Source organism: Pseudomonas sp. NUPR-001, from assembly GCF_052147955.1.
Classification (GTDB): domain Bacteria; phylum Pseudomonadota; class Gammaproteobacteria; order Pseudomonadales; family Pseudomonadaceae; genus Aquipseudomonas.
Genome location: NZ_CP197353.1, coordinates 2,138,908 through 2,152,199, shown reverse-complemented (window position 1 = coordinate 2,152,199; position 13,292 = coordinate 2,138,908). Strand labels below are relative to the sequence as shown.

Annotated in this window: 13 protein-coding genes and 1 tRNA gene; 8 read left to right on the top strand and 6 right to left on the bottom strand. The window is 62.2% G+C overall.

The window, feature by feature from the left end; translation table 11 throughout:
* Positions 1 to 4: 4 nt before the first annotated feature.
* The 5 genes from paaE to paaZ all read left to right on the top strand — a co-directional run bounded on the left by paaE (position 5) and on the right by paaZ (position 6,494).
* A complete protein-coding gene (gene paaE, locus ACP6KB_RS09795; RefSeq protein ID WP_442113527.1) occupies positions 5 to 1,081 on the top strand; it encodes a 1,2-phenylacetyl-CoA epoxidase subunit PaaE in 1,077 nt (358 codons plus the stop codon).
* 108 nt (positions 1,082 to 1,189) lie between these two features.
* Complete coding sequence (locus ACP6KB_RS09790) at positions 1,190 to 1,498, top strand: DUF485 domain-containing protein (RefSeq protein WP_442113526.1); 309 nt, start codon at positions 1,190 to 1,192, stop codon at positions 1,496 to 1,498.
* Complete coding sequence (locus ACP6KB_RS09785; RefSeq protein ID WP_442113525.1) at positions 1,495 to 3,141, top strand: cation acetate symporter; 1,647 nt, start codon at positions 1,495 to 1,497, stop codon at positions 3,139 to 3,141. The genes ACP6KB_RS09790 and ACP6KB_RS09785 overlap by 4 nt, the downstream gene beginning before the upstream one ends.
* A gap of 21 nt (positions 3,142 to 3,162) precedes the next feature.
* Positions 3,163 to 4,398 carry an OprD family porin gene (locus ACP6KB_RS09780; RefSeq protein ID WP_442113524.1) on the top strand — a complete coding sequence of 412 codons (1,236 nt, stop codon included), beginning with the start codon at positions 3,163 to 3,165 and terminating at the stop codon, positions 4,396 to 4,398.
* 41 nt (positions 4,399 to 4,439) lie between these two features.
* Entirely contained in the window at positions 4,440 to 6,494 is a 2,055-nt protein-coding gene (gene paaZ / locus ACP6KB_RS09775) for a phenylacetic acid degradation bifunctional protein PaaZ (RefSeq protein ID WP_442113523.1), read from the top strand.
* 82 nt (positions 6,495 to 6,576) lie between these two features.
* Here paaZ and ACP6KB_RS09770 read toward each other — a convergent pair whose 3' ends face one another.
* Together ACP6KB_RS09770 and ACP6KB_RS09765 are read right to left on the bottom strand one after the other, a co-directional pair.
* Positions 6,577 to 7,014: a hypothetical protein gene (locus ACP6KB_RS09770; RefSeq protein WP_442113522.1), complete on the bottom strand. Its 438-nt coding sequence runs from the start codon at positions 7,012 to 7,014 to the stop codon at positions 6,577 to 6,579.
* A 190-nt stretch (positions 7,015 to 7,204) separates the two neighbouring features.
* Positions 7,205 to 7,281: transfer RNA gene (locus ACP6KB_RS09765), tRNA-Val, on the bottom strand.
* 187 nt (positions 7,282 to 7,468) lie between these two features.
* Here ACP6KB_RS09765 and ACP6KB_RS09760 point away from each other — a divergent pair.
* On the top strand, positions 7,469 to 8,752 hold the full coding sequence (locus tag ACP6KB_RS09760; RefSeq protein WP_442113521.1) for an NAD(P)/FAD-dependent oxidoreductase: 1,284 nt from the start codon (positions 7,469 to 7,471) through the stop codon (positions 8,750 to 8,752).
* A 19-nt stretch (positions 8,753 to 8,771) separates the two neighbouring features.
* Here the strand turns inward: ACP6KB_RS09760 and ACP6KB_RS09755 are convergent, their stop codons facing one another.
* A complete protein-coding gene (locus tag ACP6KB_RS09755; protein ID WP_442113520.1) occupies positions 8,772 to 9,515 on the bottom strand; it encodes a peptidase C39 family protein in 744 nt (247 codons plus the stop codon).
* Positions 9,516 to 9,676: 161 nt separating this feature from the next.
* Between ACP6KB_RS09755 and ACP6KB_RS09750 the strand changes: the two genes are divergently transcribed.
* The gene (locus ACP6KB_RS09750) at positions 9,677 to 9,853 is read left to right on the top strand and encodes a hypothetical protein (protein WP_165957359.1); all 177 of its coding nucleotides are present in this window, start codon (positions 9,677 to 9,679) and stop codon (positions 9,851 to 9,853) included.
* 80 nt (positions 9,854 to 9,933) lie between these two features.
* Here ACP6KB_RS09750 and ACP6KB_RS09745 read toward each other — a convergent pair whose 3' ends face one another.
* Positions 9,934 to 10,683: a TerC family protein gene (locus ACP6KB_RS09745; RefSeq protein ID WP_442113519.1), complete on the bottom strand. Its 750-nt coding sequence runs from the start codon at positions 10,681 to 10,683 to the stop codon at positions 9,934 to 9,936.
* A 31-nt stretch (positions 10,684 to 10,714) separates the two neighbouring features.
* Positions 10,715 to 10,954 carry a hypothetical protein gene (locus ACP6KB_RS09740; RefSeq protein ID WP_442113518.1) on the bottom strand — a complete coding sequence of 80 codons (240 nt, stop codon included), beginning with the start codon at positions 10,952 to 10,954 and terminating at the stop codon, positions 10,715 to 10,717.
* A gap of 135 nt (positions 10,955 to 11,089) precedes the next feature.
* Here ACP6KB_RS09740 and nhaR point away from each other — a divergent pair, with 135 nt between their 5' ends.
* Positions 11,090 to 11,986, top strand: a complete 897-nt coding sequence (gene nhaR, locus ACP6KB_RS09735) for a transcriptional activator NhaR (RefSeq protein WP_442113517.1) — start codon at positions 11,090 to 11,092, stop codon at positions 11,984 to 11,986.
* Here nhaR and ACP6KB_RS09730 read toward each other — a convergent pair.
* Entirely contained in the window at positions 11,976 to 13,130 is a 1,155-nt protein-coding gene (locus ACP6KB_RS09730) for an MFS transporter (RefSeq protein ID WP_442113516.1), read from the bottom strand. The genes nhaR and ACP6KB_RS09730 overlap by 11 nt on opposite strands.
* Positions 13,131 to 13,292: the final 162 nt, after the last annotated feature.

The window sequence follows — 13,292 nt, the reverse complement described above, 5'->3', positions numbered from 1 at the left end:
AAAAATGAGCAAGTTCCATAGCCTGAAGATTAAAGAAGTACGCCCGGAGACCCGCGACGCGGTGTCGATCGCCTTCGACGTACCGGCCGAACTGGCCAACGATTTCAGCTTTACCCAGGGCCAGCACCTGGTGATGCGCACCCAACTTGAAGGCCAGGAAGTGCGCCGCTCCTACTCGATCTGCACCGGAGTCAACGACGGTGAACTGCGCGTCGCCATCAAGCGCGTGCCCGGCGGGCTGTTCTCGGCCTACGCCAACGACAGCCTCAAGGCCGGCCAGAGCCTGGAAGTGATGCCACCGTCCGGACACTTCTACGTGCCGCTCGACCCGGCACACCAGGGCCACTACCTGGCAGTGGCCGCCGGCAGCGGCATCACGCCAATTCTGTCGATCATCAAAACCACTCTGGAACGCGAACCGCACAGCAGCTTCACCCTGCTCTACGGCAACCGTTCGAGCAACTCGGCGCTGTTTCGCGAACAGCTCGAAGACCTGAAAAACCGTTACCTGCAACGCCTCAACCTGATCTTCATCTTCAGCCGCGAGCAGCAGGACGTTGACCTCTACAACGGCCGCATCGACGCCGACAAGTGCGCCCAACTGTTCAGCCGCTGGCTCGACGTCAAGGCCCTCGACGCCGCCTTCATCTGCGGCCCGCAGGCCATGACCGAAACCGTGCGTGATCAGCTCAAGGCCAACGGCATGCCGGCCGAGCGCATTCATTTCGAACTGTTCGCCGCCGTGGGCAGCACGCACAAGCGCGAAGCACGCCAGGCCGCCGCCCAGATCGACAGCGCCAAGAGCCAGATCACCGTGATCAGCGACGGTCGCGAGCTGTCGTTCGAGCTGGCGCGCAACAGTGCCAGCGTGCTCGACGCCGGTAACGAACACGGCGCCGAACTGCCCTACTCGTGCAAGGCCGGGGTGTGCTCGACCTGCAAGTGCAAGGTGATCGAAGGCGAAGTAGAAATGGACAGCAACTTCGCCCTGGAAGACTACGAAGTGGCGGCCGGCTACGTGCTGTCCTGCCAGGCCTTCCCGATCAGCGACAAGGTGGTCCTCGACTTCGACCAGCTGTAAGCGCCACCGCCTGTGCAGGCGCTGCCCAGTGGCGGCGCCTGCACAGGCCGCAATGTGCTGTGCCCCGAACACACTGTCTCAACAATCATAAAAAGAGAGCGTGAACGCATGAACCTACAAGACCACGAACGTCTCCGGCAGCATCCGGACTTCATCCAGTTGGTGCGGCGCAAGCAGCGTCTGACCTGGACACTGACCCTGGCGATGTTGGCCATTTATTACGGTTTCGTGCTGGTGATGGCCTTTGCTCCCGGCGTGCTCAGCCAGTCGCTTAGCGGTGGCGCCACCAGCCTCGGCATTCCGGTGGCCGTGGCGGTGATTGTGCTGTCGTTCGCGCTCACTGCTTTCTACGTGCAGCAGACCAACCAGGTGCTCGACCCGCTGGTCGCGAAACTGCAGCAGGAGAGCCAGGCATGAAACGCTCTTCGCTCGTGTTGCTGACCACAGGCCTGGTGTCCAGCGGTGCTGCCCTGGCCGGCGAAACCGTTGCGCGACCTTTGAACTGGAACGCCATTGGCATGTTCCTGGTCTTCGTCCTGCTCACCCTTGGTATCACACGCTGGGCCGCCCTGCGCACCCGCTCGGCCAGTGACTTCTACACCGCAGGCGGCGGCATCAGCGGCCTGCAGAACGGCCTGGCAATTGCCGGTGACATGATCAGCGCCGCTTCATTCCTGGGCATCTCGGCGATGATTTTCATGGCCGGTTACGATGGCCTGCTGTACTCCCTGGGTGTGGTCGCCGCCTGGCCGATCATCCTGTTCCTGATCGCCGAACGCCTGCGCAACCTCGGCAAGTACACCTTCGCCGATGTGGTCTCCTATCGCCTGGAACAAAGCCCGATCCGCATCGTTGCCGCCGTCGGCACCTTGATCGTCGCGCTGATGTACCTGATGGCACAGATGGTCGGTGCCGGCAAGCTGATCGAACTGCTGTTCGGCATCAGCTACCTGCAGGCGGTCTTGCTGGTTGGCGTGCTGATCGTCTTCTATGTGACCTTCGGCGGCATGCTCGCCACCACCTGGGTACAGATCATCAAAGCGGTGATGCTGCTGTCGGGCGCCACGTTCATGGCTTACGCGGTGCTCAAGCACTTCAACTTCAGCACCGAAGCGATGTTCGCTGGTGCTGCTGCCGTGCATGCCAAAGGTCAGGCGATCATGGCCCCCGGCGGTTTGCTGGGTAACCCGATCGATACCATTTCGCTGGCGGTCGGCATGATGTTCGGCACCGCCGGCCTGCCGCACATCCTGATGCGCTTCTTCACCGTCAAGGACGCTCGCGAAGCGCGCAAGAGCGTGCTGTATGCCACCGGTTTCATCGGCTATTTCTATGTACTGCTGATTGCCATCGGCTTTGGCGCCATCGTTATCGTCGGTACCGACACGAGCTTCCGCGACGTCAACGGCGCCATTATCGGCGGCGGCAACATGGTCGCTGTGCACCTGGCCCAGGCCGTAGGTGGCAGCCTGTTCCTCGGCTTCATCTCGGCGGTGGCCTTCGCCACCATCCTCGCCGTGGTCGCTGGCCTGGCGCTGTCTGGCGCTTCGGCGGTGGCCCACGACCTGTATGCCTGCGTGATCCGCAAAGGCCAGGCCAGTGAGCGCGAAGAAATGCGCATGTCGCGCATCGCCACCCTGGTCATCGGTGTGCTGGCGGTGATTCTCGGCCTGCTGTTCGAGACGCAGAACATTGCCTTCCTGTCCGGCCTGGTGCTGGCCATCGCCGCCTCGGTCAACTTCCCAGTGCTGTTCCTATCGATGTTCTGGAAAGGCCTGACCACCCGTGGCGCGGTCGCTGGCAGCCTGGTTGGCCTGGCCTCTGCGGTGATCTTGCTGGTGCTGAGCCCGGTGGTCTGGGTCGGTGTGCTGCACCACGAGCACGCACTCTTCCCCTATTCGAACCCGGCCTTGTTCTCCATGACCCTGGCATTCCTCGGTGCCTGGGCGTTCTCGGTCACCGACCGTTCGCCTCGCGCAGAAGCCGAACGCGGCCGTTACCTGGCCCAGTTCATTCGTTCGATGACCGGCATCGGCGCAGCCGCCGCCAGCCGCCACTGATTCAACGGAAGCATAAAAACAATGATCGATTTCCGTTCCCCTGCGCCGCTGCTGGCGGCGCTTGGCCTGGCCATCTCACCGCTGGCCATGGCTGACTTCATCAAAGACAGCAAAGGCACCCTGGAGCTGCGCAACCATTACCTGAACCGCGACTTCCGCCAAAGCGGCGCGCCGCAGGCCAAGGCCGCGGAATGGGGGCAAGGCTTTACCGCACGGCTTGAGTCCGGCTTCACTGAAGGTGCTGTTGGCGTAGGCGTCGACGCCATCGGCCAACTGGGTATCAAACTGGACTCCAGCCGCGACCGGCGTGGCACCGGCTTGCTGCCTTTCGGCCCGAACAGCCACGAACCGGTGGACGACTACAGCGAGCTGGGCCTGACTGGCAAACTGCGTGCTTCCAAAAGCGTGCTGCGGGTCGGCACCCTGCAGCCGCTGCTGCCGGTGGTTACCTATAACGACACCCGCCTGCTGGCGTCGACCTTCCAGGGTGGCATGCTCACCTCGCAAGAGTTCGACGGCCTGACCCTCAACGGTGGCCGCCTGACCCGCGTCAACCTGCGCGATTCTTCCGGCCGCGATGACATCGGCTACGGCGCCGCCACCAGCGATGCCTTCGACTTTGCCGGCGGCAGCTACGCGATCAACCCGCAACTTGCCGTCAGCTACTACTACGGCAAGCTGGAAGACATCTACCGCCAGCACTTCGTCGGCCTGATCCACACCCTGCCCCTGGGCGGCGGCTTCAGCCTGCGCAGCGACCTGCGTTACTTCGACAGCAGTGAAGACGGCCAGCGCCGCGCGGGGGTCGTCGATAACCGCAACTTCAACGGCATGCTCAGCCTCAGCCACGGCGGCCATCGTTTCAGCGTGGCCGGGCAGCGCATGTCCGGCGACAGTGCCTTCCCGTTCCTCAACGGCGGCGACCCCTACTCGGTCAACCTGGTGACCTTCAACACCTTCACCCGTGCCGAGGAAGACGCCTGGCAACTGCGGTACGACTACGACTTCGCCGCCCTCGGCGTACCGGGCCTGAGCTTCATGACCCGCTACGTCGACGGCAGCAACGCCCGAACCAGCGGCGGCGATCACGGCGAAGAGTGGGAACGCGACAGCGACATCGCTTACGTCGTGCAAAGCGGCCCGCTCAAGAACGTGAGCCTGCGCTGGCGCAACGTCACCTTCCGCTCCGGCAACGGGCTGACCACCGACGTTGACGAGAACCGCCTGATTCTCGGCTACACCCTGGCCCTCTGGTAGGGCTTGCGGTGCGGCCACCCCGACACCTTGGAGAGTTTGTAATGATCAACACCCCTACCCTGCAAAGCTTCATCGGTGGCCGCTGGATCGGCCAGCACGGTGCCCAGTCGCTGCGCAGCGCGATCAACGGCCAGCCGCTGGCCTGCACCCACGAAGAAACCCTGGACTTCGCCGAAGCCGTCGCCCATGCCCGTCAGCGCGGCATCGCCGAACTGATGGCGATGGACTTCCAGCAGCGCGCGGCGCGCCTCAAGGCCCTCGGCAAGTTCCTGCTCGAGCGCAAGGAACAGCTGTACGCGCTGTCCCACCACAGCGGTGCGACCCGTGCCGACAGCTGGATCGACATCGAAGGCGGCGCCGGCACCCTGTTCGCCTACGCCAGCGTCGGCAGCCGTGAGCTGCCGTCCGGCAACGTCGTGCATGAAGGCCCGGTCATTCCCCTGAGCAAGGGCAACACCTTTGCCGGCAGCCACATCCTGGTGCCGCGCGGCGGCCTGGCGGTGCACATCAACGCCTTCAACTTCCCGATTTGGGGCATGTTGGAAAAGTTCGCACCAAGCTTCCTCGCCGGCATGCCGTGCATCGTCAAACCGGCCTCCGCCACCAGCTACCTGGCCGAAGCGGCCGTGCGCCTGATGGACGAATCCGGCCTGCTGCCCGCCGGTAGCCTGCAACTGATCATCGGCGGCACCGGCGACCTGCTCGACCGCCTGCAGGGCCAGGACGTGGTGACCTTCACCGGTTCCGCCGACACTGCCGCCAAGCTGCGCGTCAACGCCAACCTGGTACGCAATTCTGTACCGTTCAACGCCGAAGCCGACTCGCTGAACTGTGCGATCCTGGCGCCGGAAGTCACCCCGGACGACGAAGAGTTCGACCTGTTCGTCAAAGAAGTCGCCCGTGAAATGACCACCAAGGCCGGGCAGAAGTGCACCGCGATTCGCCGCGCCATCGTGCCAGCCAAACACCTCGACGCCGTTGCCGAGCGCCTGCGCGATCGCCTGGCCAAGGTTGTGGTCGGTGACCCGTCGGTAGAAGGCGTGCGCATGGGCGCACTGGCCTCGCACGCCCAACAGGCTGACGTCGCCGAGCGCGTCGAAGCCCTGCTGCAATCGAGTGACTTGCTGTTCGGTGCCCGCGACGGCTTCGCCCCGCGCGGCGATGGCGTCAACGAAGGTGCGTTCTTCGCCCCGACCCTGCTGCGCAGCCGTGACCCGCACGCCGAAGGTGGTGCGCACGACATCGAAGCGTTCGGCCCGGTCAGCACCTTGATGGGCTACGACGACCTCGACGAAGCCATTGCCCTGGCCGCCCGCGGCAAAGGCAGCCTGGTTGCCAGCCTGATCACCAAAGACCCACGCGTTGCCGCCAAAGTGGTGCCTGCCGCTGCAGCGCTGCATGGTCGTCTGCACATCCTCGATCGCGAATCGGCCGCCGAATCCACCGGCCACGGCTCACCACTGCCGCAACTCAAACACGGCGGCCCGGGCCGTGCGGGCGGCGGCGAAGAGCTTGGCGGTCTGCGTGCAGTCAAGCACTACCTGCAGCGCACCGCGGTCCAGGGTTCGCCGAGCATGCTGATGGCGGTTACCGGTGAATATGTACGCGGTGCCAAGGTTTACGAAAGCGAAGTACACCCGTTCCGTCGTCACTTCGAAGACCTGCAGATTGGTGAATCGCTGTTGACCCACCGTCGCACCGTGACAGAGGCAGACCTGGTCAACTTTGGTTGCCTGTCGGGTGACCACTTCTACATGCACTTCGACGACATCGCCGCCAAGGACTCGCAGTTCGGCAAGCGTATCGCCCACGGCTACTTCGTGTTGTCAGCGGCTGCCGGCCTGTTCGTCTCCCCTGGCGTTGGCCCGGTGCTGGCCAACTACGGCCTGGACACCCTGCGCTTCATCACCCCGGTGGGCATCGGCGACACCATCCAGGCGCGCCTGACCTGCAAACGCAAGATTGACCAGGGCAAAGTCAGTCCGAAAGGCGAGCCACAAGGTGTAGTGGCCTGGGACGTTGAAGTGACCAACCAGAACGGCGAGCTGTGCGCCAGTTACGACATCCTCACCCTGGTGGTCAAGCGCAACGCTTAACGCTTCGGTAGGAGCGGGCTTGACCCGCGATTGCAGTGTGCCAGTCACATCGCATCGCGGGGCAAGCCCGCTCCCACCGGGGTTAGATCACATTGGCACAAAACAAGTCGTGATTGCCGTCTGCAGCACTACCGCGCACCACCAGGGCAAAGTTGCCCGAGCGCAGACTATCGAGTGACAAGGGTGCGACCTTCACCAACTCCATGCCAGAGCCATGGAGATCTGACCGCACGGTTTGATTCATCGAGTAAGCTGGCTTTTCACTCAGACCGCCGCACCCGCCCGCGTAGAGGTAGGTGTAGAGACGAGCAGGAATTGTCGTTGAATCAGGCACACCACTGACAGCGATCCGGATTTCCGTCTTGCTGCCCATCGCCACCAGGCTGGCATGAGCGATCTGCCCGGCGTTGTCCTGAGTTGCATTCAGCGGGAGGCTGACCCGTTGATGATCAGGCCCTGTAGCACAACCTGAGATCCATCCGGCTGCCATCACCAGCGCCAGTGAAGATAGCATCTTCATTGTAGGACTCCTTACAAGCAATACGCATGAAAGTTATCCCCCTGTTAATTCTAGCGGTGCTGTCTATACAGGCTGTTCTTCGGATAGCCGGTCCTTGAGAGAGGGGCAAGCCCGCTCCCACAGGGGAAACCAAAAAAGGCGACCCTTTCGGATCGCCTTTTTGGTACCGCCAGCAGGGGCGGATTTGATTTGGTAGGCACAATTGGACTCGAACCAACGACCCCCACCATGTCAAGGTGGTGCTCTAACCAACTGAGCTATGTGCCTGCTGTGAGGCGGCATTCTACGGATTCAACAAATCGTGTCAACTCTTTTTTTCACGCTAAGCCACTGAATCTTAAAAATATTTGTGAAAAGCCGGAGTAAAGGATTTTCAACAGACGACTAGCGGGTGTTTATTATTATTGATAGCATCGGTACAGTCGTAAAAAATATAAAACAGAGGTTTCGCAGCATGGCCAATACCCCCTACCCTCAGTCCTACTACGCCGCATCGGCCAATCCGGTACCGCCGCGCCCGGCGCTGCAGGAAGAGGTACAGACCGATGTCTGCGTGATCGGCGCCGGCTATACCGGTCTGTCCAGCGCTTTGTTCCTGCTGGAGAATGGCTTCAGCGTGACCGTACTGGAAGCCGCCAAAGTCGGTTTCGGTGCCTCTGGCCGTAACGGTGGCCAGATCGTTAACAGCTACAGCCGTGACATCGATGTCATCGAGCGCACTGTCGGCCCCAAGCAGGCACAACTGCTCGGTCAGATGGCCTTCGAAGGTGGTCGCATCATTCGTGACCGCGTCGCCAAGTACAACATCCAGTGCGACCTCAAAGACGGTGGCGTGTTCGCCGCCCTGACCGCCAAGCAAATGGGTCACCTGGAGTCGCAAAAGCGCCTGTGGGAACGTTTCGGCCACACCCAGCTGGAACTGATGGACCAGAAGCGCATCCGTGAAGTGGTCAATTGCGACCAGTACCTGGGCGGTATGCTCGACATGAGCGGCGGCCACATCCACCCGCTGAACCTGGCCCTGGGCGAAGCCGCTGCGGTCGAGTCGCTGGGCGGCAAGATCTATGAGCAATCGCCAGCCGTACGCATCGAGCGCGGTGCCAACCCGGTGGTCCACACCCCACAAGGTAAAGTACGCGCCAAGTTCGTCATCGTTGCCGGTAACGCCTACCTTGGCGGCTTGGTACCAGAGCTGGCTGCCAAGTCCATGCCGTGCGGCACCCAGGTGATCACCACCGAGCCGCTGGGCGAAGAACTGGCACGCAGCCTGCTGCCACAAGACTACTGCGTCGAAGACTGCAACTACCTGCTCGACTACTACCGCCTGACCAGCGACAAACGCCTGATTTTCGGCGGTGGCGTGGTGTACGGCGCGCGTGACCCGGCGAACATCGAAGCGATCATCCGTCCGAAGATGCTCAAGGCTTTCCCGCAGCTCAAAGACGTGAAAATCGATTACGCCTGGACCGGTAACTTCCTGCTGACCCTGTCGCGTCTGCCGCAGGTTGGCCGTTTGGGCGACAACATCTACTACTCCCAGGGTTGCAGTGGCCACGGCGTCACCTACACCCATCTGGCGGGCAAGGTGCTGGCCGAGGCCCTGCGCGGTCAGGCCGAGCGCTTCGACGCCTTTGCCGAACTGCCGCACTACCCGTTCCCGGGTGGCCAGATGCTGCGCGTACCGTTCAGCGCCCTCGGTGCCTGGTACTACAGCCTGCGCGACCGTCTGGGCTTCTAAGCGCTACTCGCCCGCGCCGTCACTGCCCCAGGGCACTGACGGCCTGGCGGGCCGCTTGTTCCTGGCCCGCCTGGGCCAGGTCATTGGCCGCCTTCAGCCAACGCTGACGGTCAACTTCAGCCGGCAACTGGCCCGGCTGCTGCACCAGCACTGCCCAACTCCCCTGCTTGTTCCAGGCTGATGTGAAGTCGTCAAAATCCATCAGCAGCCGTCGATTGTTTCCTGCCCGCAGCAACACCCGCTGCTTGTAACGGTCGTAGCCGACCAGCAAGGCATAACGCGGCTCACCCCAGAACCCCGCCCCTTCCTCGAAACGCAGCAACACTGGGTTGCCTGCGGCCACCTGGATCAGCAAGGCGTTGAGCTTTGGCTCCAGCGGATAAACCACCATGCCGTACTGGCGGGCAACGTCCTGCATTGCGCTCTGCAGTTTGTCGATACCCTGCGGTAGGCCCAGGGGTTGTTCGAGCAAGCCTGGGGTAATGCGCACGCCCTGTTGCGACAGGATCGCCGCCAGGGCCATCGGCGCGCTCTGGTTGGCATTGCCGCGATAGAAGGGTACTGAACCGATTTCCACCCGTTGCGCCAGGCCTTTGATCGGCGCGGGAGGCTGGCTCGCACAACCGGCCAAGGCCAGGGCCAATGTACAGGCCACCAGCAGGCGCTGCGGGGCAATTGCAGAAAACGTGATAGACAGTGGCAGCATGAACACTCGCTTGTGCTGATGCCCGGCAGACAGCGCCCGGCCCTGGGGTGCGATCATAGGCCGGCAAGCCGCGTGGGTATAGAGCGAAGGCGTCTTAGAACAAAGCAGTGCAAAGGGCTAGACTATCGGTCAATAGCCTGCAACTTGGCGTGGGCTAGACTCTAGGGGTGTCCGCGTGGCCAGCATCTAGGGCTGGCCAGGGACCTGAGGAGGCATACATGAGCCTGACAATGGCCATTCTCATGCTGGTAGGCGCCTGGCTAAGCGTCGCCGCCGCCATGCTGTGGGGCGTGCTGCGGATTGCCCGCCGCCACCACCCGCACCATACCTTGCCGAAAAAAACCACCGAGGCAGTACCGACGCGGCGTAGCCGTCGGCATGCTCAAGCGCATTGATTGATCGTTAAAAGCATCGCGGGGCAAGCCCGCTCCCACCAGGTTCCCCCTGTGGGAGCGGGCTTGCCCCGCGATTTACATCAACCCTCAGCCGCTTCGCGCTTGATCCGCGCCCGGCGCGCCATGATGTTCAGCGCTTCGATCGCAGTAGAGAACGCCATCGCCGCATACACATAACCTTTCGGTACGTGGGCGCCGAAGCCTTCGGCGATCAGGGTCATACCGATCATGATCAGGAAGCCCAGGGCCAACATCACCACGGTCGGGTTGTCGTTGATGAACTTGGCCAGCGGGTCGGCCGCCACCAGCATCACGATTACAGCACTTACTACAGCAATGATCATGATCGGCAGGTGCTCGGTCATGCCCACGGCGGTGATGATGCTGTCGATCGAGAAGACGATGTCCAGCAACAGGATCTGACCAATCGCAGCCGCGAAGCCCAGGGTGACGGTGGAGCTCGCCTTGGCTTCTTCCTTGGCACGCGGGTCGACGCTTTCGTGGATTTCAGTGGTCGCCTTCCACAGCAGGAACAGGCCACCGGCAATCAGGATCATGTCTTTCCACGAGAACGCATGGTCAAACACCTCAAACACAGGTTCGGTCAGTTGCACGATCCAGGCGATGGTGCTGAGCAGACCCAAGCGCATCACCAGCGCCATGCTGATACCGATACGACGCGCCTTGGAGCGGTATTCCTCGGGCAACTTGTTGGTCAGGATAGAGATGAAAATCAGGTTATCGATGCCCAGCACGATCTCCATGGCCACCAGGGTGGCCAGGGCTACCCAGGCGGTCGGGCTTGCAGCGAGTTCCAACAAGTATTCCATGAATCATTCCTGCATCGAGGTAAGGGGTGGGTCAGATTTCTTTGCTGCTGTCGTCGCGTTCGGGTTTAGCGGCCTTTTCGCCCTCCGAACCCGTGGCTTCGCTCAGGGCCTGCTGGGCAGCTTCGTTGGTTTTATCGATGGCTTCCTTGGCAGACTCTGCCGCCTGGTTGAGCACCTGCTGGGCAGACTTCTCCGCCTGCTCGCAGCCGCTCATGGCAAACAGGGCCAACAATAACACCAGGGGTGTTCCGATGGATTTCAGGTACAGCATCTGTGGTTCTCCGTATCGATGATCAGCGCCCAGTCAGTGGCACCGTGATGGCTGGGGATTCTAAATATCTCGATACATCAGGAAAATTCGTATTTTCAGCAGTTATACTTCGGTTTTTTCGATTCGGGAAACGCCATGCTCAACTACCGACAGCTGCATTACTTCTGGGTGGTGGCGCGCACCGGCAGCATCGTGCGGGCCGGCGAGCAACTGAACCTGACGCCACAGACCATCAGCGGACAAATCAGCCTGCTTGAGCAGACCTATGGCATCGAACTGTTTCGCCGGGTTGGGCGCCAACTGGAACTGACTGAAAGTGGTCGCCAGGCGCTGACGTATGCCGAGCAAATGTTTCAGATTGGCGGTGAACTGGAGGCAATGCTGCGCACTCGCCCGGATGAACAGCAGATTCTGTTTCGGGTCGGGGTGGCCGATGTGGTGCCCAAATCCATCGTTTACCGCCTGCTGGCACCAACCATGGCCATGGAAGACGCCCTGCGCCTGAGTTGCCGTGAAGACAAACTCGAACGCCTGCTGGCTGACCTTGCGATTCAGCGCCTGGACCTGGTGATCTCCGACAGCCCCATGCCCAGCCACCTCGACATCAAGGGCTACAGCCAGCGCCTGGGTGAGTGCGGCATCAGCTTTTTCGCCACCCCGGCGCTGGCGGCGGAACTGGGCAAGGACTTTCCCGCCTGTCTGCAACACGCCCCGCTGCTGATTCCCGGCCAGGAAACCGTGGTGCGCAGCCGTCTGCTACGCTGGTTTGCCGAGCAGCAGATTCAGCCGCGCATCGTCGGTGAATTCGATGACAGCGCCCTGATGCAGGCGTTCGGCCAGTCCGGCAGCGGTATCTTCATCGGCCCCAGCGTGATTGCCGATGAAGTCTGCCGCCAGTACGGCGTAGAACGAATCGGCGAGACCGACGCGGTGATCGAGTCGTTCTACGCCATTTCGGTGGAACGCAAGGTCAAACACCCCGGCATCATCGCGATCACCGAAGGCGCCCGCCGCCAACTGTTCAACTGGTAACCGTGGCGCTGCGCATGCGCATCAATGCCAGCGCCAGTATCACCGAAGCACCGATCAATACGGCCGCGGCGTAACCAAGCCCGGCCAGGCCGACAGTATCGATCACCCGGCCGCCAATGATTGCCCCAAGGCCAATGCCCAGGTTGCCACCGGCGATGTTCAATGAGGCGGCAAAGGCTGGTGCCTGCGGGGCCGCCTTGATCAGGCGAACGTGGCTGACCAGAAACAGCGCCGCCTGGCTCAGCCCCCAAAGGGCCAGCGCAGCGATCAGACCGTAGGTTGAATGAATGCTGGGTACCAAAACAATCAGCCCGACCAGCAGCAACGCGCAAAAGCCGGCAGAAGCCAGCAATGGCTGGCGATCGACGGCACGCCCGCCCAGGCTGTTGCCGATCAGCCCCACCGCGCCGAAGCCCATCAAGTACCAGCCCACCCGCGTCCCATCGAACCCGGCCAGGCGTTCCAGGATGTCCGCCAGGTAGGTGTAAGCGGTGAACATGCCGCTGAACACCAGCACCGAGAGCAGCACATGCCCCTGCAACAGGCGGCTGCGCAGCACCCCAAACTGCCCGCGCAGCGAAGTGGCCTGGCTTTGCCGCGGCGTATGCGGCAGGTAGCGGTACAGCAGCAACGCTTTGGCCAGTGCCAGCACGGCCAGCAAGGCGAACGCCGCCCGCCAGCCCAACGCATCGCCCACCAACGTGCCGACCGGAATACCGAACACCGTGGCACACACCACGCCAAAGCTGATTTTGGCAATCGCCCGCCCGGCGTACGCGGGCCCGACAATGTCCACTGCCGTTTCACTGGCCAGCGCCCAGAACACCGGCAAGCCCAAGGCTGGCAATAGCCGCGCCACCGCCATCACATAGATGTTTGGCGCCAACGCCGCCAGGGCATTACAGGCGGCAAACAGCAACAGCACCCCGACAAACAGGCGCTTGCGCTCGAAACGCGCGCACCAGGCGGTCAGAAACGGGCCGAAGCAGGCCACGGCAAAGGCAAACAGCGTCACCAGCAGCCCGGCCTGGGGCACACTGACCGCCAAGTCACGGGCGATCCCCGGCAACAACCCGACAATCACAAACTCGGTGGTCAACACAGTGAAGCCGGCCGCCGCCAGCAACAGAATCGGCAATAACATCTACACTCCAGCGTTCTAGACATCGACGGCGCCAGGCCGTTTACAAGGGGCGCGCATACTACACCCCCACCCTACCGTCTGACACAGGGCAAGGACCAAGTGTGACGCGCTGTGCTAAAGTCGCGCCCCTTTCATGCCCCTGATCGCCTGACGCCCCTTATT